Source organism: Acinetobacter sp. YH12226 (assembly GCF_013417805.1).
In the GTDB taxonomy this organism is placed as follows: Bacteria; Pseudomonadota; Gammaproteobacteria; order Pseudomonadales; family Moraxellaceae; genus Acinetobacter.
Window position 1 is genome coordinate 16,116 of the sequence record NZ_VPDG01000002.1, and the last position, 24,777, is coordinate 40,892.

21 protein-coding genes are annotated in these 24,777 nt (G+C 40.7%); 10 read left to right on the forward strand and 11 right to left on the reverse strand.

The genetic code is table 11. From position 1 onward, the window contains the following. Positions 1-13: 13 nt before the first annotated feature. The 3 genes from FTV08_RS02300 to FTV08_RS02310 form a co-directional block, all read right to left on the reverse strand. Positions 14-1,447, reverse strand: coding sequence for a trehalose-6-phosphate synthase (locus FTV08_RS02300; RefSeq protein ID WP_180086518.1), 1,434 nt, complete (start codon positions 1,445-1,447; stop codon positions 14-16). Beyond that, positions 1,404-2,285 (reverse strand): trehalose-phosphatase, encoded by an 882-nt coding sequence (gene otsB, locus FTV08_RS02305; protein ID WP_180086520.1) that lies wholly within the window; start codon positions 2,283-2,285, stop codon positions 1,404-1,406. Before otsB ends, FTV08_RS02300 begins: the two co-directional genes overlap by 44 nt. A 1,028-nt stretch (positions 2,286-3,313) precedes the next feature. Further along, positions 3,314-3,508, reverse strand: coding sequence for a hypothetical protein (locus FTV08_RS02310; RefSeq protein ID WP_044111243.1), 195 nt, complete (start codon positions 3,506-3,508; stop codon positions 3,314-3,316). Between the two features lie 502 nt (positions 3,509-4,010). Here FTV08_RS02310 and sbmA point away from each other — a divergent pair. The 3 genes from sbmA to FTV08_RS02325 all read left to right on the forward strand — a co-directional run bounded on the left by sbmA (position 4,011) and on the right by FTV08_RS02325 (position 7,828). Then, complete coding sequence (sbmA, locus tag FTV08_RS02315) at positions 4,011-5,204, forward strand: peptide antibiotic transporter SbmA (protein WP_004279349.1); 1,194 nt, start codon at positions 4,011-4,013, stop codon at positions 5,202-5,204. A gap of 688 nt (positions 5,205-5,892) precedes the next feature. Then, positions 5,893-6,873, forward strand: a complete 981-nt coding sequence (locus tag FTV08_RS02320) for a hypothetical protein (RefSeq protein WP_311771906.1) — start codon at positions 5,893-5,895, stop codon at positions 6,871-6,873. A 466-nt stretch (positions 6,874-7,339) separates the two neighbouring features. Beyond that, a complete protein-coding gene (locus FTV08_RS02325; RefSeq protein WP_180086524.1) occupies positions 7,340-7,828 on the forward strand; it encodes a hypothetical protein in 489 nt (162 codons plus the stop codon). Positions 7,829-8,076: 248 nt separating this feature from the next. On the opposite strand, the gene FTV08_RS02330 is transcribed toward FTV08_RS02325, so the two are convergent. From FTV08_RS02330 to gatC, 4 genes are read right to left on the reverse strand one after another with little or no spacing between them, the layout of a single operon-like run. Then, on the reverse strand, positions 8,077-9,564 hold the full coding sequence (locus tag FTV08_RS02330; protein WP_180086526.1) for an FRG domain-containing protein: 1,488 nt from the start codon (positions 9,562-9,564) through the stop codon (positions 8,077-8,079). A gap of 60 nt (positions 9,565-9,624) precedes the next feature. Beyond that, positions 9,625-11,106, reverse strand: coding sequence for an Asp-tRNA(Asn)/Glu-tRNA(Gln) amidotransferase subunit GatB (gatB, locus tag FTV08_RS02335; RefSeq protein WP_180086528.1), 1,482 nt, complete (start codon positions 11,104-11,106; stop codon positions 9,625-9,627). Next, positions 11,106-12,584: an Asp-tRNA(Asn)/Glu-tRNA(Gln) amidotransferase subunit GatA gene (gene gatA, locus FTV08_RS02340; RefSeq protein ID WP_004646217.1), complete on the reverse strand. Its 1,479-nt coding sequence runs from the start codon at positions 12,582-12,584 to the stop codon at positions 11,106-11,108. The genes gatB and gatA overlap by 1 nt, the downstream gene beginning before the upstream one ends. 52 nt (positions 12,585-12,636) lie before the next feature. Continuing rightward, positions 12,637-12,951: an Asp-tRNA(Asn)/Glu-tRNA(Gln) amidotransferase subunit GatC gene (gatC, locus tag FTV08_RS02345; protein WP_004279359.1), complete on the reverse strand. Its 315-nt coding sequence runs from the start codon at positions 12,949-12,951 to the stop codon at positions 12,637-12,639. 132 nt (positions 12,952-13,083) lie between these two features. Here gatC and FTV08_RS02350 point away from each other — a divergent pair, with 132 nt between their 5' ends. The 6 genes from FTV08_RS02350 to FTV08_RS02375 all read left to right on the forward strand — a co-directional run bounded on the left by FTV08_RS02350 (position 13,084) and on the right by FTV08_RS02375 (position 17,835). After that, complete coding sequence (locus FTV08_RS02350; RefSeq protein ID WP_004279360.1) at positions 13,084-14,130, forward strand: rod shape-determining protein; 1,047 nt, start codon at positions 13,084-13,086, stop codon at positions 14,128-14,130. Between the two features lie 16 nt (positions 14,131-14,146). Then, positions 14,147-15,004, forward strand: coding sequence for a rod shape-determining protein MreC (gene mreC, locus FTV08_RS02355; protein WP_004279362.1), 858 nt, complete (start codon positions 14,147-14,149; stop codon positions 15,002-15,004). Further along, positions 14,991-15,482, forward strand: coding sequence for a rod shape-determining protein MreD (gene mreD / locus FTV08_RS02360; protein ID WP_004730376.1), 492 nt, complete (start codon positions 14,991-14,993; stop codon positions 15,480-15,482). The genes mreC and mreD overlap by 14 nt, the downstream gene beginning before the upstream one ends. Continuing rightward, a complete protein-coding gene (locus FTV08_RS02365; protein WP_180086531.1) occupies positions 15,470-16,036 on the forward strand; it encodes a Maf-like protein in 567 nt (188 codons plus the stop codon). The genes mreD and FTV08_RS02365 overlap by 13 nt, the downstream gene beginning before the upstream one ends. Positions 16,037-16,074: 38 nt before the next feature. Continuing rightward, a complete protein-coding gene (gene rng, locus FTV08_RS02370) occupies positions 16,075-17,529 on the forward strand; it encodes a ribonuclease G (RefSeq protein WP_004646221.1) in 1,455 nt (484 codons plus the stop codon). Between the two features lie 132 nt (positions 17,530-17,661). Continuing rightward, positions 17,662-17,835, forward strand: coding sequence for a PA1571 family protein (locus tag FTV08_RS02375; protein WP_004646222.1), 174 nt, complete (start codon positions 17,662-17,664; stop codon positions 17,833-17,835). A 206-nt stretch (positions 17,836-18,041) separates the two neighbouring features. Here FTV08_RS02375 and FTV08_RS02380 read toward each other — a convergent pair whose 3' ends face one another. Together FTV08_RS02380 and FTV08_RS02385 are read right to left on the reverse strand one after the other, a co-directional pair. Next, positions 18,042-19,424, reverse strand: a complete 1,383-nt coding sequence (locus tag FTV08_RS02380) for a wax ester/triacylglycerol synthase family O-acyltransferase (RefSeq protein ID WP_071852201.1) — start codon at positions 19,422-19,424, stop codon at positions 18,042-18,044. A gap of 464 nt (positions 19,425-19,888) precedes the next feature. Beyond that, on the reverse strand, positions 19,889-20,623 hold the full coding sequence (locus FTV08_RS02385; RefSeq protein WP_180086533.1) for a phosphoadenylyl-sulfate reductase: 735 nt from the start codon (positions 20,621-20,623) through the stop codon (positions 19,889-19,891). Positions 20,624-20,827: 204 nt separating this feature from the next. Between FTV08_RS02385 and thrH the strand changes: the two genes are divergently transcribed. Next, the gene (thrH, locus tag FTV08_RS02390) at positions 20,828-21,445 is read left to right on the forward strand and encodes a bifunctional phosphoserine phosphatase/homoserine phosphotransferase ThrH (protein ID WP_004646225.1); all 618 of its coding nucleotides are present in this window, start codon (positions 20,828-20,830) and stop codon (positions 21,443-21,445) included. Between the two features lie 60 nt (positions 21,446-21,505). Here the strand turns inward: thrH and FTV08_RS02395 are convergent, their stop codons facing one another. Continuing rightward, positions 21,506-22,657: an OmpP1/FadL family transporter gene (locus FTV08_RS02395; RefSeq protein WP_005247011.1), complete on the reverse strand. Its 1,152-nt coding sequence runs from the start codon at positions 22,655-22,657 to the stop codon at positions 21,506-21,508. 317 nt (positions 22,658-22,974) lie between these two features. Next, positions 22,975-24,522, reverse strand: a complete 1,548-nt coding sequence (locus FTV08_RS02400) for an outer membrane protein transport protein (protein WP_005247010.1) — start codon at positions 24,520-24,522, stop codon at positions 22,975-22,977. Positions 24,523-24,777: the final 255 nt, after the last annotated feature.

A 24,777-nucleotide genomic window follows, 5' to 3' on the forward strand; every position in this document is an offset into this window, starting at 1 on the left:
TTTACTTAAAAATTTAGGCATGCATACTGAACTGGTTTGAAACTCCTGCAGCCACCGGACGATAGATCCGCAAGCTTTGTGAGTTTTTCAGGTCAGTAATAAACTGATCACGCCAGCGAATAATATCGAAATTTTTCAAGCCTTGGCTTAAATAACGATAGCGCTCTAAACGTTCTGATTTAGACATGCGCAGCGCCTTCTTCAAAGCTTTAGCCATACTGTCATGCTCATAAGGATCGACCAGTAAGGCTTCTTTCATTTGTTCAGCAGCACCGGCATATTTAGATAGAATCAAGACACCCGGATCTAAAGGATCCTGTGCAGCAATATATTCCTTGGCGACCAGATTCATACCATCCCGGATCGAATTTACCCAGCAAATATCTGCCTTACGATATAGTTGCATCAATGCCTCATGGCCCAAAGTATCATAGCTGCAATCGAAAGGTAACCAGTCCGCTGTGCCATGCTGGCTATTGAGTTCATGCACGGCAGATTTAAATTGCGTATACAGGTTCTTATAGGTTTTTACATCCAGTCGGCATGGGCAGGCAATTTGTAATTGCTGGAATTGATTTTTAAACTCCGGTTGATCTTCCAGCAAGCTCTGCAACGATCCGATTTTCTCCAATAAGCCTTTACTATAATCAATCCGGTCAACTGAAATGATGGTTTTATAAGGCTGCACTGTATCCAGATCAAAGGGAAGCTTTTCCAGATGGGTATCTGAGGCCTGATTCTGTAGCTGCACAGGATGCACACCAATCGGATAGCATTTCACATGAATCTTTCGAGATTGATAATTCAGGATTTCATTGTGACGATGCTGCACTTTTAAGGTCTGTTCAAGGAAATTTAGACAGTTTTCCTGATCGCGAGAGGTCTGCAAACCAAGTACATCATAGTTGGCCAAATGATGTGCCAGATCGCGATGGGCGGCTAAAGTCTGCCAGAGCCTTAGTTCAGGAAAGGGAATATGCAGGAAAAATCCAATACGGTTACGCATGCCCAGTTTACGGCAATAATGCGCCACGCTTAAAAAATGATAATCATGGATCCAGATAATGTCATGTGGAGATGCCACCTGTTTCAGGTGCTTGGCAAAACGCAAATTGACATCCTGATAGATTTTAAAATCCTGCGGCTGATAATCTACAAGTTGATGCTGGTCGTGCATTAGCGGCCACAATGCATTGTTGGCAAAACCACAATAAAAACCTTGATATTGGGATTCAGTCAATGGACTCGTGTGATATTCAACATTTTGATGCTTCAGGATTTGAAACTTCTGCTCTTTCATCTGGTCAACTCGGGATCCATTCCAGCCAACCCAGATACCGCCTATATCCTGCAAAGCATCCTGCAATGCCACCGCTAATCCACCTGCCTGTGTATTGTCTGTCTTAGGTAGATTTACACGATTTGATAACACTATGAGTTTCGACATGTAATTTCTCCAATAATAATTGTTGTTGTGCTTTCAGTATTTCTAAAAATTCCGCTAGAAAAGCCTGTACTTGAGTCACGTTTTCGAGGCGATGTTGTGCCACGGTGTTGCCTGTGCCGACTTTGATAGAGCAGCCTTTGAATGTGTTGATGACTTGGAAACCGGCTTCATCGGTCAGGTCATCGCCGATAAAAATGGGGTAATGATCACTTAAGTGATATTGCTGAATGATTTGGTGGATGGCTGAACCTTTATTTGCACCTTTGGGCACCAGTTCAAATACAAACTTTCCAGCCTTAAGTTCAAAATCCTGAAAATGAGCGAGACAATCCAAGGCAAATGCATGCACTTGATGCTCTAAATAGGGATGTTCACGAAAATGCAGGGCGATTGAATAGTCTTTAATTTCTATTCGTGTCTGAGAAATATTATTACTATGTTCTGTAATATAATCTTTTAATAATTCAAACTGTTCAGGATTTAAATCAATTAACTTGCTTAAACGCGATTGATAGCTTAATTCCAGACCGTGAGAGCCGGCAATATTCCAGTCAAATGGATAAATAAGTTTTTGGGCTTGTACAATTGAGCGGCCGGTTACTAATACTAATTGAATATCTTGTTTTAACTCTTTTAAGGTATTTAAGGTTTCGCTCTTAATTATACTTTTTGCTGGATCTGGGTGGAATTCAGAAATGGTTCCATCAATATCAAGAAATAAAACAAGTTTGTGAGAATAAATAATAGGTTTGAGCTGAGTTAAAATCACTTGAGGTAATATATAAGAAGATGTAGCAAGTGAATCTTCTAGATCTTGATCTTCTTTTAGAGTCGACATAAATACTACCTAAGCCTCTGAATTTAAATTGATTTAAAAGTTAGAATTACCTGAATGGTCATTGCTTTGATTAAATTTATAACACATTTCATTTAACAGACTGGCTTTAAGTGCAGAAACGAAACACTTTTAACAAGTACAGTTACTTTGTAAGATTTAGAAATATTTTGGTAGAAATCCAGTATTGTTAATAAATTTTAAAAATAAATTATGAGGATTTTATATTTTAAGATTTTCTTGGATTGATTGTTTTTCAGGATTTTACATAATAAGATTTATTATTTAATCTTTGTTTTTGAATGTGTATTTTGTAATTAATTTTTCAGAATATAGTATTTATTATTAATTTGTATTTTATTTTTTAAATATAATAATTTAAATAAATTTATAAATTGGGCATATATAATTAAAATTTTTAGCTTAAGTTTATGAAAGTTAATAATTTTTAAGATTGGCTAAGCTGTCTTAAAAGGAAAAAATACTAAAATTGTCTAGAGGGAAATTTCGTATTATTAAATTTTCCTGGGACCAATTGCAGAGCTATACAATTTAAACAGCCTCTTAATTTAGCATCTCAGATTATTTTTTAATTCTTATTGATAAATTTTATCAGAGGATAAAAAATCGAAGAAAGATGAACGCCAGTTCTATGACTAAACTCTGAAAATAACTTGAATATTCTTTTTTTTGAATCGAAGCGTAGGTATTAGATGAAGTTGAGCTAAACAGAGAGAAGAGATGTAAAGGTGTCATCGCAAGGACAGAGTAGATACAAAAGACCGAAAACAGATCATTAGTGATCTTACATAGGTTACAAAACTAAATGATGTTTCAATTAAACAGAATTTTTTGCTCAAATGGATATGAGCCAATTTAAAATCAATAAATGATGACAGAAGAGGAAAGAAATAATTTTTTGAAAAAATAATAAAAGAGCAATCAAAGTGGAGAAAAGCTAAGGGTCGTATCCTATAAGTTAAGAAACCCAACTCAGATACAACCCATCTATTTGCATAAGAGAAAAATACTCAAATTTCTCGCCACACTTCATTTTTGTCTTTTAAAGGAATGGTAAAGTTAAAGTCATCATCATTACTGACCAGAAGACTGGTTGGAGTCTGCATCACCACTTTCAAAACAGTACCTGCTTCAAAACTAATAGGGGCGCAGTTTTCTTTTTCTAGAGTCACCGGTTTAAGTAATTCAATTACCGAACTTTCCATAGTTTTTTCCAAAATAAGATTACTTTTCGATAATTAAATCATAGCATAATTTTCGAAAATTTAACCGTTTCTTCAAAAACTGAGAACTTGATCAATGACTTATTCAAATAGGAGAAGTACTCTAGTTTGATAAAAGATACTCAGGAGACGTGCAGTATGCCTGATGTTCATCCTGTTCTTGCAATGCTCGCAAGTATGAATTTCTTTTACATAAACCCGACAGATAACAGGCATAAAAAAGTCTATCAAAATAACGAAAGGTCAAAAACATGATGATTTTTCTGTTTTTTGATATCGCTCGGCTAAATGATAAAAATCGAGAATATAAGGAAAATCATAACGCAGAGCTGAATGATAAAAATAATTTTCTAGAGACTCGATATCTTTCTATCCTTTTTTACACTAAATTGAAAATTAATGCTTTATAACAGTAAAAATCTAAAATAAGAATAAACTATGCGTCATTTGGATGACCAAGAGACATAAGGAGAACTGGGTCGGCATGTTTAAGTCATTTTTCCCGCAACCCGTCTGGTTTTTTAGCAGCCTGATTTTATGGTTTATCATTAATCTTGTGCTTTGGCATAGTGGCGGATCAGGATGGGGAACCTATCTGGGTTTTCCTGAAAATTATTTTGATGAAAAGCTTACAATCGGTATCGGGCGTTTCTGGTCAGCTCAATTCATCTGGTTTTATCTCTGGTATTTCATGGCAACTACGATATTTGCGCTGTTCTGGCAATGGAAAGCCGGACACCGATGGCAGCGCTGGTCGGTCTGGGGCTCGGCATTTATTCTGTTTAATATCTGGTTCGGGGTACAGGTCAATGTCGTATTAAATGAATGGTATAGCCCGTTTTATGATCAGATTCAACAAATGCTCACGAAGGGTGGTGGGGATGTTTCATTGCTGTATCAAGGCGCATTAACCTTTATTTATATTGCGATGGTTTATGTCACTTTAGCGGTATTTAACCTGTTTTTTGTCAGCCATTATGTCTTCCGCTGGCGTACCGCGATGAATGATTATTACACCGCACATTGGGAGCAGTTACGTCATATTGAAGGTGCATCACAACGTATCCAGGAAGATACCATGCGCTTTGCCAAAACCACGGAGCAGTTAAGTGTTTCCTTGATCGAAGCGCTGATGTTGCTGATGGCATTCCTGCCGATCTTATATCAGCTCTCTAGTCATGTGAAAGTTTTACCGATTGTAGGGGAAATACCGCATGCTTTAATGTGGGCCTCGATCGGCTGGGCGGTATTGGGTACGGTCATTTTAATGGTCGTGGGAATGAAATTGCCCGGACTGGAGTTCAATAACCAGAAAGTTGAGGCAGCCTATCGTAAAGAGCTGGTCTATGGCGAAGACTATGCTGATCGCGCACATCCGCTGACATTACAAGAACTGTTTAGCCGGGTACGCTGGAATTATTTCCGGTTGTATTTTCACTATGCTTATTTCAACATGGTTCGGATCTGGTACTTGCAATTAGACAATATTTACGGATTATTTATTCTGTTTCCAAGTATTGCAGCAGGGGCAATTACTCTTGGTTTGATGATGCAAATCCTGAATGTATTTGGCAAAGTGCGGGAATCTTTCCAGTATCTGATTCTGTCTTGGCCGACGATTATTGAACTGATGTCGATCTATAAACGCTTAAAAGCATTTGAATCACATATTGATTAATTTTTTCTCATATTATTATCCTGCTTTATTAGCCAAACAGTTTTAGGTTTGGCTTTTTTTAGGGCGAGTTAATTTACAAAATCCAATGGAAAATATCGATCTGACCGTTGGTCAGATGACTTGGGTAAATCGTGTCAGAACCTCCCAATATTGGGGTATTCAGATATTTTTTTCTTGTCTAAAATCCTAAGGGCCAGCCAAGATGGCGTTTAATTTCCGATGGTTTGACGTATAAAAATAACAAATGTACGTTGAGGAAATTATTCTTATGCTGATCTTGTTCAGGCAATGTTATAGCGGATAAAAGGTAAATTTATTACCCATTATAATAAAGGTCTGTAGCGTTCCCTGAATAAGCCGCCGGAGAAGGACTCACCGCTTTCTTCGGTTTTTTATGTGTTTTTTCTATCTTTTTCTTGAGTCCTGAATGGAATTGTTTATTATTTGAACTGATTTAAAAATGATACTTGTGTCAATTTTTATCACATGAAACTTGGCATAATCAGCAAAGTTGAGGCTGATATGTGCCTTTTTACCATTTAAATATTATAGTTATCAATATCTTGTGTTTGTTGTTTTGTGCTATTTAAGCTATGTTATACGGGATTTTGGGGTTGAGATATTTGCTGTGAAGCTAAAAGTAATAATTCTAATAATAGGGGCAGCAGCTTTAGCTGGATGTAATAGCGTGAACCGGTTGAAATCAGAGGTGTTACATCCTTTTGCCAGTCCGGAAGAACTAATTGCCAAACGGGCTTTGAATCAACGTGATGGTAGTGCAAAAGATTATATTTATCTTTGGGGACAAGCCCAGAAAAATAATACGACTCAGGCCATGTATACGCGTTCGATACTAACGCAATATTGTCATGAGCAGGGCGGCAAATTCTCATTGCTGTATAAAAGTAATTTTAGTGCAGTGGCAGATGTTGCCCAGCGCAAACGCCTGAGTACCAATCGGAGTGTTATACAAGGTAGCGGTGCCTATCAGTGTCGTATGGATGACCTGACTGAAAGCTGGATTGTCTCGATTGAGCCAACTTCTGAACGACAAGTTGATAAATCTAGCCAGACGCGTAGTGTTCGACTACTCACCCAGGTCATGAGCCCTTCTCAAGCAAAAAACTTTTATCGTCCAACTAAAGCCAAGGTTGCTGTGGAGAAAACCAAATCTGCATCGATAAAAACCACGACTCCTCCTAAGACTCCTGCCGCAAAGACGACAAATGAACTGAAGGAATCAGCACGTAAAGAACTGGAGAGGAAAGAATTAGAGCGAAAAGAATTAGAAAGAAAAGAGTTAGAGAAAAAAGAAGCGGAGAAAAAGCAGCTAGCAGCGGCATCAGCTCGAGCTACGGTAGTAGAAACACCGCAACAACATCAGATGAAGATTTATGTGGCAGCGCGACGTGATATTAACAGTGGCAAGAATCTGAATAATGCCTGTAACAACGCCCAGCGTGCCTATAACTATGGTAAATTGCAGGGCACAGAGGGAACACGTGTCTATACTGAATCAGGGATGCTGGTTGCACGCTGTCTGAATAGTATTCCGGTCTATGCCAGCCGTTTCCCGAATGCTAAAGCTCAGTCCAAGCGGATTCTGCAGAATTTGGCCAATAACTATAATCATGCCGGAGCCAAGAATCTTTTGAGGCAGTTAAAATAAGCGCGGGATCAAAAGACTTAATCCAAAATCCGTATGATCCTTTTGACGATCGAGAAGATAGGCGCAAAAATCTGCTCGATCCGACGGGAGAGAGCAGACGAAAGCCGGCTTGGTTTTGTAGGGAGATCACGTGACCCGAGAATCTCCTTCCGTGATGTCGGATGAATGAATAAAAATACGATGAAGACGAAAAAAAGGACAAGTCCCCACAGTATGATGCTGTGAAATATGTTGTTATTCATAATTATAAGTTTTTATTTTTATTGTTTTAGTCTAAATCATAGCGCTAAGTTTGACTGATCAATATCCTGATCTGATGAATAGCAATATGGACATCAGAGCGATTATCTAAGTGTTTTAAATCTGGGTCAGGTTTTACAGAGTTCTATCAGTTTATTGCCCTGTTCCATGCTACAACTAACTGGTTTCATATCACTGGCCGGACATCGAAGAACAGGAAATTATGATGGCGCATAGATCTTTTACAAAGCTTCGTACAATTTTAATAAGTGCAACATTATTAAGTGCGACTCAGGTTGCCATAGCAGGTCCGACAGTCAACCAGCTCAGTGACTGTTTGATGAAATCCACCACAGTCACGGATAAAACTACCGTCTTGCAATGGACCTTTGTGGCTTTAGGTAATCATCCGGACTTAAAGGCTTTTAGCAATGTGACCGCAACTCAAAATGAAGCATTAGACAAGAATCTGGCGACGGTGTTGCAGCGCATTTTAGTGGAGCAATGTTCGGCACAGACCAAGGCAGTGATTCAGACTGAAGGTTTGCAAGCGGTTGGAGATAGTTTTCAGGCTTTAGGTAAAACCACAGGCGAGGAAATTTTAAAGAATCCTGAAATTAATAATCAGCTCAAAGGTGTGCTGCGTTATATCGACTTAAATCGTGTTGCACAGACTTTTTTGACACCGGATTTGTTGAATAAGTTGGGGTTGTAAGAGAGATGTAAGACTCTTTTTGATCTAGTAAATCCTCTTCCTAACCCTCACTTGCGCTTCGTTTTAAAGCAGTGCTTTAAAACTTGCTCAGGAGAGGGAACCACGTGTATCAAATTGATTACGTGACACTCCCTCTCCCTGTGGGAGAGGGCCGGGGTGAGGGAGTTAGTCACATATAAATAAGGACCTTGAAAGCTGAATACGTCCTAAGTCATCGAGTTTGGCAATCGAGGATACTTTTTTGATGGTCATATTGTGAAATTTTCTAACCTATTTTTGATGTATTTTGCAGAATTTTCCATACTAGGATAGACTGTTCTTTGATTGATATTTAATAAATCAAGTTCACCCAATATTGTCTTTTTATCTTCTTTCTTAATTCTGATTTTATACACAGCAAAGTTCGCATTACCACTATCAGGTATTGCTTCAGCGTCAAGTCCAAAGATAAGAAAAGAACCTGATTGAGCAATAATTCTTTCTTGGTTTAATCTGCCTTTGACACAGAAGATGTTTTTTAGATCCTCAATCTCAATTTTAGGTTTGAAATATGGCTTTTCATTTAATATACAATGCAAATACTGTTCATAAACTTTTTCAGTGATATCTGTTTCATCGAGTAATTTTTTTGTAGGATCAATTTTTTGGCTTTTAACTATATATTGAGCTAATTGATCTTTTTGAGTTGCGGTCAGTTTTGCTAAATTAGTTAAGCAAGATATTTTGTCTGAGTCATAGAAACATATATCAGATTTTTTTATAGAAATTAAAATAACTTCACCATCTTCATCATGCTTTAAATTTTCACAAGCAAAATATAATGCTGTTAATGGATTGCTTGATATATCAAGCATTCTAGTCGGCATTCCGTAATGCTGCATACGAGTTAATATATCAAATCCACTAATATCATTACTAAATGACAGAGGTTCTGTAGTTAATAATTCGCGAAATAGAAGATGTTCACCCTCTAAATAAACCTTTCCTTTTCCTTTTGGATCTTCACGTAATAAAGTGGGTAATAACTCATAAGAAAATTTCCCATGTCCTCTATAAAAAACTTCTCGATTTTCATTTTTATCATTAATTATTTTATTAATGTCTATAACTTTACTTATGAAGCTAGGTACATCCGATATATAGGGTGGAATAATAGTAATTTTGGCTTCTACGCTAAACCCAGTGTTAACAGTGGCATTTATATGACCAATAATTTGAGGTGGGTTGAGAATATCTATATTTTGATTTGGGAAAAACTCTTCAAGAGACTTCAGATCTTCAAATATGTTAAGCGATGATATATTCTCGAATAAATGGGAGTTTTTGATAGCCCAATGAGTTCGAGTCTTTTCCCAACCATCAAAGTTTAGTGCTTTTTCTAATTCATCAAGATCACATATATCTACGAATTTAGCTTCCGGGTGATATGATTTGACAGGTATTTTTTCTGATACTAATTTCAAAGTCGCTGTGATGGTATGCTTATTAGTATCTAGTTTAACATCTTGCAATTCAGCTATAGCGATAAAGTCTTTGAAGTTTTCAAAACAAATAACACAGGGGAAATTACGTAAAATTAAAAAAGACTCTTCTGTTAGATCTTTAAATTTTAGACGAATAGGCTCATCTGTATGTTCTGCGAAACGACTAGTACTATACGTTATTGAAATAAGATTATTTTCTAAATTATCTATTTCATATTCTGCATAACATTGTAATAGATTAAAGTAAGCCATAATAAAAACCCCGCATTAAGCGAGGTTTTATATCATAAAATCAATTCATTAGCGAATAAATCAACCAATCAATTTCTTCATCAATTCATTTACTTGAGCAGGGTTGGCTTTACCTTTTGCGGCTTTCATCACTTGACCAACAAGACCGTTGAAAGCTTTCTCTTTACCAGATTTAAACTCTTCAACCATCTTCTCGTTGGCAGCAAGTACGTCTTTAATAATTGCTTCAATCGCGCCTGTATCAGTTTCCTGTTTCAAGCCTTTTTCCGCAATAATCTCGTCCGCAGTTTTGCCTTCGTCCCATATAAAGCCGAACACTTGTTTCGCGATCTTACCGTTAATCGTATTGTCTACAATACGTGCAATCATGCCACCAAGTTTTTCTGCAGATACAGGAGAATCTGCCAATTCTAAACCAGCTTTGTTTAAAGCCCCTGAGAATTCGCCCATCACCCAGTTTGCCGCAATCTTACCTTGTGCAGCGCCACCAGCAGCCTTAACGACTTCTTCATAAAACTCTGACATTTCACGAGTAAGTGTAAGAACGTGCGCATCGTACTCAGTCACACCAAAGTCAGCCACAAAACGCGCACGACGTGCAGCAGGAAGCTCAGGCATGGTTGCTTTAATCGCTTCGATTTGCTCATCTGCAATCACCACCGGCAACAAGTCCGGGTCAGGGAAGTAGCGGTAATCGTTGGCTTCTTCTTTCGAGCGCATCGAACGGGTTTCCATTTTCACAGGATCGAACAGACGCGTTTCCTGATCAATGGTGCCATCCCAGTCCAGAATTTCCATCTGACGTTCAATTTCAACATTGATCGCCTGTTCAATGAAACGGAATGAGTTGAGGTTTTTAAGCTCACAACGTGTACCGAAGGGTTGTCCCGGACGACGTAAAGACACGTTACAGTCACAACGGAATGAACCTTCCGCCATGTTACCGTCAGAAATACCTAACCAGCGCACCAAAGTGTGAATCGCTTTGATATAAGCAACCGCTTCTTCAACCGAACGCATATCCGGTTCAGAAACGATTTCAAGTAACGGTGTACCTGCACGGTTCAAGTCGATACCCGACATGCCTTCAAACTGGTCATGGATCGATTTACCTGCATCTTCTTCAAGGTGCGCACGGGTTACGCCAATGCGTTTAACGGTGCCATCTTCAAGCTGGATGTCGATATGACCCAAGCCCACAATCGGGTTGTCCATCTGGCTAATCTGGTAGCCTTTTGGAGAATCCGGGTAGAAGTAGTTCTTACGTGCAAATACAGAAGCCTGATCGATGTAAGCGTCAATACCCAAACCAAAGCGAATCGCAAGATCAACCACTTCTTTATTCAATACCGGCAATACGCCCGGCATGGCCAAATCTACAAGGCTGGCTTGGGTGTTTGGATCATTACCGAATACAGTCGATGAACCCGAGAAAATTTTGGTATTGGTGGCAAGCTGGGTGTGAATCTCGATACCAATAACGACTTCCCAACCCTCAATCAGGTTAGATTTTGGTTTAGCCGATTTTTGAGCTTGAGCCATTATGCATTCTCCTCAGCAATTGCAGCGCGTTTTGTATGCCAATCTGTGGCCTGTTGATACTGATGTACCACAGACAACAATTGAGATTCTGACCAGTAATTACCAATCAGCTGTAAGCCAACTGGCAAGTTATTTTGGTCAAAACCGACAGGCGCGTTAATCGCAGGAAGACCTGCCAGATTTACCGCAAGCGTATAAATATCGCCTAGGTACATTTCAACTGGCGTTAAATCTGCACCAATTTTATAGGCAGTCGTTGGCGCAGAAGGTGCTGCAATGACATCGACCGATTCAAATGCTTTAAGGAAATCTTGCTGGATCAGGCGACGTACTTTCTGTGCTTTTACATAGTAAGCATCGTAATAACCTGCAGACAGGGCATACGTACCAATCAGGATACGGCGTTGCACTTCTGCACCAAAACCTTCTGAACGTGAACGCTTGTACAGGTCCATCAGGTCCACAGGATTTTCTGCGCGATAGCCATAACGTACGCCATCAAAACGTGATAGGTTCGAAGAAGCTTCGGCAGGTGCGATCAGGTAATAAGTCGGAACATAGCTTTCAGTCATGTTGAGGTCGATCTCAACAAGCGTAGCGCCCATTTCTTCTAACTTTTTAAGTGATTCTTCGACACGTGCTTTAACATCTTCAGCTAGGCCGGCAACATTAAAATACTGTTTTGGAATACCAATGCGTAAACCTTTTACTGAGGTAGCGTTCAGGTTCGCGACATAGTTATCTACCACTTGATCCATTGAAGTTGAATCTTTGGCATCATGGCCGGCCATGACATTCATCAGGTAAGCACAGTCTTCTGCCGAACGCGCCATCGGACCGCCTTGATCCAGTGATGATGCATAAGCAATCATACCGAAACGCGATACACGGCCATAGGTCGGTTTAAGGCCGGTGAGGCCACAGAATGACGCAGGTTGGCGAATAGAACCACCGGTATCAGTACCGGTTGCAAATGGTGCTAAATCTGCTGCCACAGCTGCTGCAGAGCCACCAGAAGAACCGCCAGGGACATGGCCCAGGTTCCAAGGGTTGGCAGTTGCGCCGTAATATGAGTTCTCAGAGGTCGAACCCATCGCGAATTCGTCCATGTTCACTTTACCCAAAGTGACCAGGCCCGCAGCTTTACCTTTCGCTACAACGGTTGCGTCGTAAGGAGAGATAAAATTGTCCAGCATTTTTGAACCGGCAGTGGTTTTAATGCCTTGGGTACAGAAAATATCTTTGTGGGCAACTGGCACACCAGTCAGGGCAGAGGCATTGCCAGCTTTGATTGCAGCATCGGCAGCATCAGCTTGAGCCAATGCCTGTTCAGCAGTCACGGTCACATAAGCCTTGACCTGTGCATCAATTTTTTCGATGCGTTTTAAATAGTGTTGAGTCAATTCGCGGGATGAAAATTGAGCATTTGCCAAACCTTCAGTCAGTTCACGAATGGATAAGCGGTGTAAATCTGTCATGAGAAATAATTCTTTACGTTTAATTTAATAAAAAGAATGAACTGGGTAATAATTACTCAATCACGCGTGGGACGAGATACAAACCGTCCTGTACAGCAGGTGCAACTGCTTGGTATTCCTCACGATGATTGCTTTCCGACACGACATCTTCACGTAAAGGCTGTGGGTGGTCGAAAGGACTTTTCAGGGGTTCAACACCGTCGGTATTGATGCCTTTCAGGGTTTCCATCATGCCTAAAATTTTATTTAAACTTTGAGCATATTCAGCAGATTGCGTATCATTGAGAGATAACCGTGCAAGGTTGGCAATAGCTGAAACTGTTTCTGCACTTAAATCTGCAGAATGCTGTGCATCCGATGTAGACATAATATTACCTAATCAGTATTAAAAAAATTCAAATTATCATGCGTTATGATAAGCGATTGACTTGTCCAAATCATCACATTTAGTTAAAGTGGCGACCTTGCGTCCATATAAAGTTTAACTGAGAACGTCCCCGTGATTCTAAAACGACTAATAGGCTTGTTTTCGCCCGATCTTGCCATTGATTTAGGTACAGCAAATACACTTATTTATGCGCCAGGACGAGGCATTATATTAAATGAACCAACGGTTGTAGCCATCCGTCATAGTGGTTCACATAAAATTGTTGCGGCAGTCGGTCTTGAAGCGAAGCAAATGCTAGGTCGTACCCCAGCCAATATCTCAGCGATCCGTCCTATGAAAGACGGTGTGATTGCGGATTTTGAAGTCACTGAGACCATGCTGAATCAGTTCATTCGCAAAGTACATGAAAACCGTTTATTTACTCCAGCACCGCGTGTCGTGGTTTGCGTGCCATGTAAATCGACTCTGGTTGAGCGCCGTGCCATTCGTGAAGCCGTGTTTAATGCGGGCGCACGTGATGTACGTTTAATTGAAGAGCCGATGGCAGCAGCGATTGGTGCAGGTATGCCAGTTGAGCAAGCCTGTGGTTCGATGGTGGTTGATGTGGGCGGTGGTACCACTGAAATTGCGATTATCTCGTTGCAGGGTTGTGTTTATGCAGATTCGTTACGTATCGGCGGTGATGTATTTGATGAGCAGATCATTAACTATGTGCGTAAAGCGCATGGCTGTGTGATCGGCGAAACCACGGCTGAAGTGATCAAAAAAGAAGTGGGTATGGCGTTGCCAGATGAAGGCGCTAAACCGCTTGAAATTGAAGTTCGTGGCCGTAACCTCGCAGAAGGTGTGCCTCGTGCGATTGTGGTCAATTCAGACGAAGTGACCCAAGCGATTTCTGATCCATTGCAAAACATCGTGTCTGCTGTGAAATCGGCACTAGAACACACGCCTCCTGAGCTTTCTTCGGACATCGCTGAACGTGGTATCGTGTTAACCGGTGGTGGTGCATTGCTACGTAACCTGGACAAGCTGCTTGCCAAAGAAACTGGCCTGCCAGTGGTAGTGGCAGAAGATCCACTATCATGTGTGACTCGTGGTGGCGGCAAGGTACTCGAATTTTTCGACAACCCAAATCATGACATGTTATTCGTAGGCTAAGAAAAGGATTCGGCGGGTGCAAGCACATCTGTTTTCTCGACAACCGCCATCTTTTCGCTCTTTTATCATTGCATTGGTGACATGCCTGGTGGTGCTTTTCTTTGATTGGCGCATGCCGCATGTTGTTCAACCTGCAAGGGATGTCCTGTACGCTGCTTATAATCCTATTTATGCGGTGGCCAGCTATCCGGTATTGTCGCGAGAGTGGTTGAATCAACAAACCAAGTCTGAAGCTCAATTGCGTCGGGAAAATACCGCGATGCAGGCCGAGCTGTTACAGGCACAGGTACGCTTACAAAAAATCTCTGAACTTTCTGCTGAAAATACCCGTTTGCGCGGTCTATTGGACACGCCGCTGATCATTGATGGGCGTATTGAAATTGCCGAAGTGATTGGTACCGATGCCGATCCATTACGGCATATTATCGTGATCAACCGGGGTTCAAATAACGAGCTGAAAGTCGGGCAAACGGTACTGGATGACAAGGGTATCATGGGACAGATTATCAATGTCTATCCGCATAGTAGCCGGGTCATGCTGTTGTCCGATAAAGAACATTCACTGTCAGTGCGCCTGGAACATACCGGTATGCGTGCCATTGTTTCGGGCACGGGCGATCTGGGACGTTTAAAAATGGAATATGTACCGACCAGTGCCAATATCAAGGTCGGTGAAAAAGTCTATAGTTCGGGCTTGGGACAACATTTCCCGGCAGGTTATCTGGTGGGGCAGGTATCTAAAGTACAACGCCATAATTCTGGTGAATTTGCCCAGATTGATGTGACGCCTGCGGCTCAGCTGGCTGGTGGACATCATGTGGTGGTGTTATTTTCCGATTCATTAGCGATGGAGCAACCGCATGTCAATCGCTAAGATGAAATCCAGAAAGCATCGTGATCCTTTAATGGCTATTGTCATTTCGGTGATTGTGGCTTCTATTTTAATGGTCTATCCACTTTCCTATAATCTCTCGGGCTGGCGTCCGCTGTTTATGCTGATGATCATGCTCTTCTGGGTGTTATGTCAGCCAACCTGGTGCGGGATCTGGTTTGCCTTTGGTACGGGTATTTTTATTGATCTGCTGCTGGATGCACCTTTGGGTCTGAATGCGCTGAGCTTTATCATTATTGCCTTTTTAGCTCGCTTTCTGACCCGTGAACGCCGTATCCTGACCTTTAATAATCTCTGGGTGATTATGGGGCTGGCGATTGTCGCATATCTGCTGATGATCTTTTTTACCCAGATTATAGCTGGCGTGCAATTTTCTTATGCACGGCACTGGATTCCGATGCTGACCAGTATTCTGGTTTGGCCTGCTATTTATTATATGCTCAAAAAATGGCGCATATAATTCTAGCTTCGAGCTCACCCCGGCGTCGCGAGTTATTGCAACAACTCGGGCTGAGCTTCGATATTTACAGTCCCGAGATCGACGAATCTGTACAAGCAGGCGAGTCGGTCGCAGCCTATGTTGAACGTCTGGCACGAGCCAAAGCAGATGCCGTGGCCGAGCGTTATCCGGATGCCATCATCATCGCTGCCGATACCAGTCTGGGGGTGGATCAGGAGATTCTGGGCAAACCTGAATCCAAACAACATGCGATTGAAATGTGGACAAAAATCTCCGGTCGATGGCATGATGTCTATAGTGGTGTCTGTGTTCGTACAAAGCATGAAAAATACAGTATAGTGGTACGCACACAGGTCGAATTTCAAATCCTGAGCGCTGCAGATATGGAAAGTTACTGGGCGACAGGTGAGCCACTGGGTAAAGCAGGGGCTTATGCAATTCAAGGAATTGCAGCACGTTATATTCCAAAAATACAGGGCAGTTATTCCAATGTGGTTGGCTTGCCTTTATATGAGACAGTACAGTTATTACAGACGGTTAAGGCATTAAATTAACTGCTGAAAAGAATTCTTATAATGTTTTGAGTGTAGTTATGTCTGACGAGTTGTTGATTAACGTCACGCCGATGGAATGTCGGGTCGCGTTAATTGAAAACGGCACGGTCAATGAACTGTTTGTCGAGCGTACGGCCAAGCGTGGCCTGGTAGGGAATGTCTATAAAGGAAAAGTGGTGCGGGTCTTACCCGGCATGCAGGCTGCTTTCGTGGATATCGGACTTTCTCGTACTGCGTTTTTACATATCAATGATATGGTCTGGCCCCGCAATCAGCCAACCCCGAATGTCTTTGAGCTACTTCAACCGGGACAAGTCCTCACGGTTCAGGTGATGAAAGATATGCTCGGTACCAAAGGCGCACGCCTGTCTACCGATCTGTCGATTCCTTCGCGTTATTTGGTGCTGATGCCATATGGCAATCATATCGGTGTATCGCAACGGATTGAATCCGAGGAAGAGCGCAATCGCTTGCGTTCGATCATTGAGCGGATTCAGGCAGAACATAAGCTGCCAGGTTCAGTGATTGTACGTACTGCGGCAGAAGGGATTGAAGAAGAAGCCATTGCACAGGATATGGCTTATCTGGCCAAGCTTTGGGAATATATCCAGCGCAAGCAAAAGATTATTGCAGTACCGTCTTTGATCTTTGAAGAATTGCCTTTGCCGCAACGGGTGATTCGTGATCTGGCCAATGAAGAAACTGCTAAAATTTACGTGGATTCACGTGAAATTCATGCCAAGCTGCAGGAATTTGTCGAAGAATTTGTCCCGAATATGAAAGACCGTTTGCTGCATTATCCGGGCGAGCGGCCAATTTTTGACTTGTATAATGTCGAAGAAGATCTGCAAAAGGCATTGCAAACCCGAGTCGCATTGAAGTCCGGCGGTTATCTGATGATTGACCAGACTGAAGCCATGGCCACGATTGATGTCAATACTGGTTCTTATGTTGGTGGTCGTTCGCTGGAAGATACGGTTTTTAAAACCAATATGGAAGCGACGGATGTCATCGCACGTCAGTTACGTCTGCGTAATCTCGGCGGCATCATTATCATTGATTTCATTGATATGCAGGAAGCACAGCATCGTGAAGAAGTAATGAAACAATTTGAGCGCATGCTGGAACGTGACCACGCCAAAACCAAGATCACTCAGGTTTCGGAACTGGGCTTGGTGGAAATGACCCGAAAACGAACCCGTGAATCACTGGAACATCTGCTCTGTGAATCTTGTCCAACCTGTCAGGGACGTGGTTATGTCAAAACGGCCGAGTCAGTATGTTACGAAATATTCAGGGAAATTTTGCGTTATGCCCGTGCTTATGAGTCACAGAGTGGCTTTACTGTCGTCGCGCATCCGGCTGTCATTGATCGATTATTGACGGCAGAAGCGCCTGCAGTCGCTGATCTAGAACATTTCATTAATCGCGTGATTAAGTTTCAGGTGGAAAATCTATATACGCAAGAGCAATACGATATCATTCTCAGCTGAAATTGTAACAGAATATCGTTAAACACTTGTTACATCTGAAATTTTACAACAGGGCCTTTATTTACAATACTAGATGCATGAATTAGCCAAAGCCGTTTCTCCCAGTTTCAGGCTTAGCAAAAGGAGTGTGTGATGAGTATGAGTAAAGCAGTAATCCATAAAGGCCTAAAACACGTATTAGAACCAAAGACTGTACATGCGGGATATATCGTTGATGAGCGCGGTAATGAAGTTCAAATTACCGCGAGCATGATCCGTAACGTCTGCCATCAATTATTACAACAGTGCCGTACTATTAAAAGCTGACTGCATTTGTGCATTGTTTCTAACTTGTCAAAAATAATTTGGTAGACGTTTAAATCGAGAAGTCTTCCAAAAAGTTCTAAAATAATTTAAAAAGATTTCAAAAATAAAGAAAAGGGACCAGATCGGTCCCTTTATTCTGTGCTCAAAGACTGGCAAAAATGATCAGCACCTTTGGCAGCCCATCTATCTTATTTATTCATCCGCGGCTAGCTTACCGCCCGTAACTTTGGGACAGGTTCGCCATCTACAATAAGTTCAAAACGTTGAATTTCTTCTTCCAGATGCGTCAGCAAGTTCTGCATTTTCGGCAGGGCATTACGACATGCGGTCAAGCCGACTTCCAGTTTGTCTAGATAGCTGGTCATAGTGATATTCAAGGCCTGACCATCCAGTACGATGGAAGCCGGATAAAGTGCTTCAAGACGTGCACCATTCCAATACAATGGTTCTTGTGGCCCAGGTACATTGGAAATAATGACGTTAAACGCCTGACGTGTCGGCATTAAACCGGAGGCAATATTCAGACCTGCTGCACCGTAGACAAAGGCACTATAGTTCAAAATCTGGTTGGCATTCATACGTTTGAAGCGTTCTTTGGCACTCAGCACACTGCGACGTACGATCTTGAGACGTTCTAGCGGATCTTCTTTATGCGTGCCCAGATTGGCCAGAATCATGGTAATACGGTTGGATATATCTGAATCGTCACTGCGAACAGAAGCTGGAACCATAGCAATTAACGGTTTTTTCGGTAAGGCATTTTGCGATAATAAATATTCACGTAATGCACCTGAACAAATGGCCAGGACGATATCATTAATGGTCACGCCCAATGCCTTAGAAATATGACGTAAACGTGAAAATTCGAAAGACTGGGCTGCAAAGCGACGTGAAGCACTGACGCGTTGATTCAGAATACTGCTTGGCGCCTGAAAGCTGGATACATAATCCGGATTGCGTCCCATATCTTTCATGACGGTTTGCGACAGTTCATAAGCAACTCGTGGCGCACATTCCAGTTGCCCCTTAATGGTCTGCAGGACATTTTTAAACCTGTTCACTTTAGGTGCTTTAAGGCGTTTGGCACGTGGGCCTTCCACACACCATGGCGGTACAATACTCTTGGAATTTGGATCATGTGAAAGCGACTTTTCTACCAGACGCATGCCAGCGATTCCATCCACCATAGCATGGTGAATTTTGAAATACATGGCAAAACGATTACCTTCAATGCCCTCAATGATATGACAGGTCCATAAAGGTTTGGCACGATCAATCAGGGCACTATGTTCTTGAGAAATATAGGTCAGCAATTCACGGATACGGCCCGGTTTTGGCAGGGCAATATGACGAAAATGATGATCTAAATCAAATTCCTGGTCTTCATCCCAAAACAGGCCGTTTAAATAGTTGTTAAAAGGTGGGATTGGAGAGCATTTCGAATTTTGGATATCCGTGACTAGATCCTGAATAAAGGAAGCTGACGCATTGTCGGGAATTTGGAATAAAAATAGTCCACCTACATGCATAGGCTGCTGCCGTTTCTCTAAAGTTAAGAAAATAAAATCAATTGGATGTAATGGACGCATAGCGTGGATTGCCTCACTGCATTCTCTATGGCTTTTTTGCTAAAAGGCCTTGTTAGAATTATTACTTTAGTTTTTAAAGTATATCTTTTTTAGCATATAAATGAACTGCTTTATCTTGCCTCAACTGTGAAAAAGTGGCTATTGACAAGAACAAAATATCTTCCTAAGTTTATGAAATGTGAAAATTTTAGTTTTAAAATAGATTTCTAAAAATAGTATTTTCTAGGCGAAGTGGAGTGTAACTTAATAATTATGTGTTATTAGAAGAATAGCATTGTGTTCAATTTCACATTTTATGCAAATAAATCAATGAGCTAAAATTTTATCAATTCTTTAATTAAAATAATATTATCCCGATAAAAGGTAATTTCTATCTTGTCACTAAATGTAAAATTATCAATTAAAAAAGACTATCTTTATTAAAAAAATAGCCTTTCAATCAATAGGAGCGATAAAACTTAACTTTATCTTTTTAGATTGCCAGCATGTAAGCCACATTCTTTATGGGTAGCTTCTTCCCACCACCAGCGGCCTTCGCGTTCATGCTGATTTGGCAGCACAGGGCGAGTACAAGGTTCACAGCCGATAGAAACAAAACCTTTTTCATGCAAGGCATTATAAGGGACTTCCATCATACGGATATAGCTCCAGACATCTGCACTGGACCAGTTGGCTAGAGGATTGTACTTGATCAACTGTTTTCCCGGACCGGAGAAACCTGAATCTGCCTGAACCACAGGAATTTCATTGCGTGTACCCGGACTTTGGTCTTTGCGCTGACCAGTAATCCAGCCATCCAGCGTCGCCAGTTTTTTACGTAGCGGTTGAACCTTGCGTATACCGCAACATTCCTGATGGCCATCTTCAAAGAAACTGAATAAACCTTTGGTGGTCACTAAATTTTGTACTGCATCAGTTTCAGGGAAGCAGATTTCAATTTCGATGTTGTAATGCCTACGCACCCGTTCAATAAACTGATACGTCTCTGCATGTAGACGGCCAGTGTCCAGACTGAATACCCGGAACGGTTTACCGAGATACGATGCCATATCAATCAATACAACATCTTCAGCACCAGAAAATGAAATCGCAATTTCACCTTGCTGGCCCAGTGCAAGTGCCAAAATTTCATTGGGCGATTTATCTGCATATTCAGATGCAAGCGCATCAATACGATCAATAGTAGGAATGATGGTCATGAGAGTCCTGGCGATATAGGCTTGGAAAGGACATGGCCTATATTAGTTAATTTCACATCTATTTTAATAGAATTGATTTAATTGACTTATCACTAAAAAATAAATACTTATTAAAAAAATAGATTTAAAAAAGTACAGTGCAAAATCTGTTTCTTCAGCTATGATAGTGCAAAATTTTTTCAATACAACTTAGAGGGAATGTTCATGGAAGTCGTATGTCTAGATTTAGAAGGTGTGTTGGTTCCAGAAATCTGGATTAACTTTGCCAAAAAAACCGGTATTAAAGAGCTTGAAGCGACGACTCGTGACATTCCTGACTATGATGTACTGATGACCCAACGTCTGAATATTTTAAAACAGCACGGTTTAGGCTTGAACGATATTCAGGAAGTGATTGCAGAAATGGGTCCATTCCCAGGAGCAAAAGAATTTGTGAAATGGGTGAGTACGCATTTTCAATTGATTATTCTTTCAGATACTTTCTATGAATTTGCACATCCATTGATGAAGCAACTGGATTGGCCGACGATTTTCTGTCATAAACTGGAAACAGATGAAGCAGGAATGATCTCTGCTTATAAACTTCGTCAGCCGGACCAAAAACGTCAAGCCGTAAAAGCATTACATGGCTTGAACTTCCGTGTGATTGCAGCAGGAGATTCTTATAATGATACCACGATGCTAGGTGAAGCAGACCATGGTTTCCTGTTTGATGCTCCTGAGAACGTGATTGCTGAATTCCCGCAATTCCCGCCAATTCGTGGTTATGATGCGTTAAAAGAAGCAATTCGTAATGCTTCAGTGCGTGATATCCCAGCTTAAAGAATTTAAGTAAATAAAAAAGGCGCTATAAGCGCCTTTTTTATTGAATCTATCAAAAAATCAGAAGCGGTAACCGATTTTCATGCCATATGCGATTGCAGTGTTATCGGTGAACTCTCCTACAACATTAGGGCCTGCTTTAGCCTCAGCGTCACCTAACCACATATAGCGAACACCTGCTTGAATAAAGTAATTTTCGGCTGGGCTATATTGTCCACCTAAACCTACACCCCAGTAACCTTCGGTTGGTCCTAGTGTTGTTACAGGATTACCTGCACCTGAGTCATAACTTACTAAAGCAGAGCCAGACCATTTGTCGCTAAATTTACGGCCAACACCAACATTTGCAGACCATTGATCATCTGAGTAGTCAATCAAATTACTACCTGAGCGTAATTTTAATAAATTAGGTGTTACTGCAAATTGGCTCCAATTTACCCAGCGTACGTTAGCAAAGGCTAAAGTATTTGCTGCAATACCTGTTTGAAGATCTAAATTTACAGATTGAGGTGTTGTAGCTGTAACATCTGGTGAAAGAGGCGATGCAATAGTTCCAAATCCAAAACTCTCTGTTGAATTTGCCTCATGATCGATTTCTGAACGATAAGTAATAGCTGCTTTTAAAGCAATTTCAGGGATTTGATAAGCGAAACCAGCAAGCCAGCCCCAAGCTTCTTCTTCATCAAGTTTAATATCATAGCCCGAATTTCCATAAGCTGCACCTCGTAATGCAATTTTAGCTTCTACAGTTTGCCAAACAGGTCCAGCATAAAAATTCCAGTTTTCAGTTGGTTGATAACCGATTAAAGCTGTAAGGTTATTAGTTTTTACTTCTACTTGAGTGCTTTCTCGTTGAGTACTAAGAGGATTTACTTGTGAAAAACTTACATTATTTGTTGGATAAATTGAATCGGCACCATAAGGTTGATCATAAATCAGACCTAAAGATATTTTATCAGTTGCTTGAACTTTAATAGCAGCAGATGGAAAGTAGTAGTCTTCTGCCATGTCGCTGATAGATTCATTACCTAGTTGAGGAATAGATTTTCCAGATACGCTAGGATCAATCACAGTAATACCTGCTTCAGCATAATTACCCGGCTGTAAAAAAGCAGAAATAGATTGACCAGAACGGTCTAGGCCAGCTGCTTGAACTGCAGAAAGAGGTAAAGTGCTAAGTAAAATAGCAGAATAAATTTTATTGAGCTTCATGGTACGTTCCCTGATGCCATCTGTAACAAGAATGTGCAGGAAAAGTAACATAATTTTAAAAAGAGTAAATACTCAGCTCTGTTGAAGAAATGAACTAAGGCGGTTAAGGAAAGAGCTTGATTAGAGTTTTTATACTAATTTTATTGGTATAAATATATGAAAAATATCAGATTAAATTAACTTTAAATAATGTGAAAGGATTGAAGTTCTGTTAATTTTAATTGGTGCTAAAATAATCGAATGATATGCAAGTGAATAAAAATAGAGTAAAAAAGTTAAAAAAACCACCCGAAGGTGGTTTTTTTATTAAGGATATCTTAGAAACGGTAACCCATTTTTAAGCCATATGCCCATGCTTTATTGTCTTCAAATTCAGCGACGTATTCAGAACTACCAGCTTGCGCGCCTGTTTGTGCTTTTGCATCACCTAACATGAAGTATTTAACACCACCCGCGATGAAAGTAGCTGGTGTTGGACTGTACTGAAGACCTAAGCCTACATTCCAATAACCTTCAGTTGGACCAAGTGTAGATACAGGGTTACCTGCACCAGAGTCCCAACCTACAGATACGTTACCAGCCCATAGATCATTAAATTTACGACCCACACCTACAGTTGCTGAAATTTGGTCATCTTCATATTCAACAAGATTGAAGCCATCTGGGCGATCCACAATAGGGCCAACTGCTTCTGATATTAGACCAAATTTATAAGGTTGAATTGAGAATTTAGACCATTCAACCCAGCGAACATTCGCAAAAGCTACAGTATTCGCCATAATACCTGTTTGGAAATCAAGGTTTACAGACTGTGGAGTAGTAATTTTTGTCTCACCACTTGCTGCTGCAATAGCTGCTGCTGCTGCGGCCCCATTTGGGAGCAAAGCTAAAGCTGGTAAGGTTGGAATACTTTCATTCATATTAACATCATGGTCAATTTCAGAACGATAAGTAATAGATGCTTTTAATGCAATTTCAGGAATTTGATAAGCAAGACCGGCTAACCAACCTACAGAGCTATCTTCTGGAATAGACGCATCGTAACCATTGTATAAGCTGTAAGCCTGGCCACGTAATGAAAGATTACCTTTGATCGTTTGGTAAACTGCGCCACCGTAAATATTCCAATTCTCAGTTGGTTGGAAACCTGCAATAAATGATAAATTTTGAGTATCTACTTCTACGCTAGTGTTACCAGTGCCAAGTAATCCATTAATATTTGCTAACCCAGCATCGACTGTTGAAGTAACAGTATTAGTTACTTGTTGAGTAATTGCATTTGTTACGCCTTGCGTAATAGCATCAAGTGCGCCTGGAGTACCACGAATAGCTTGCTCTGCAATAGCTTGAGTGGGTGCCTGGCCTGCTGCAACTAAAGCAGCTGCACGTCTAGCTACTTCACCATTTACTCCAGCAGTCAAGTTGGCTGCTAGTGCTCCAGGAAGGTTTGCGGCTACATTTGTTTCGATAGTTGAGTCACGAATATCTGCTAACGCGTCAGGAGCTAAAATTGTATTCGTAGAATCGGAAACAAATACGTTATTACCTGTATAGGTAGCATCTGCTCCAAACGGTTGGTCATATAAAATACCAACTGAAAATTTGCTGGTTGGCTGAAATTTTAAAGCAGCACTTGGAAAATAATAATCACCCGCCATATCACTAATATTACGGCGAGTATCACTTGTTCCAGCTTCTTTACCAGATACATCTGGGTCTAGGACAGAAATACCTGCTTCAAAGTAATTACCTGGTTGCAGGAAGGCTGCAATTGATTGGCCTGAACGGTCCATTGCCGCAGCAAATGCACCCGTCATTGGTACAGTTGCAAGAATCATTGCAGTAGTTAATGTTTTTAATTTCATTTACGTCTTTCCTTGAGGTACAAATTTATATCTAGCGTTGTTGTTTGCACTTATTTAATTCTTGGAGATTTCGGGTATTTATCCGCAATCATTTGTTACTCCATGTGACAAAAATAGCACAATTAAAATAAGAGTAAATGCTCTAGAAAAAACTAATTAGTCTAAAAAAGCATCAAAATAGAGTTTTTACACCAAAAAATAGCCTCATTTTGAAATAAGTATTTGAAAGTAATAGAAATAAAATAATGAAGAAAA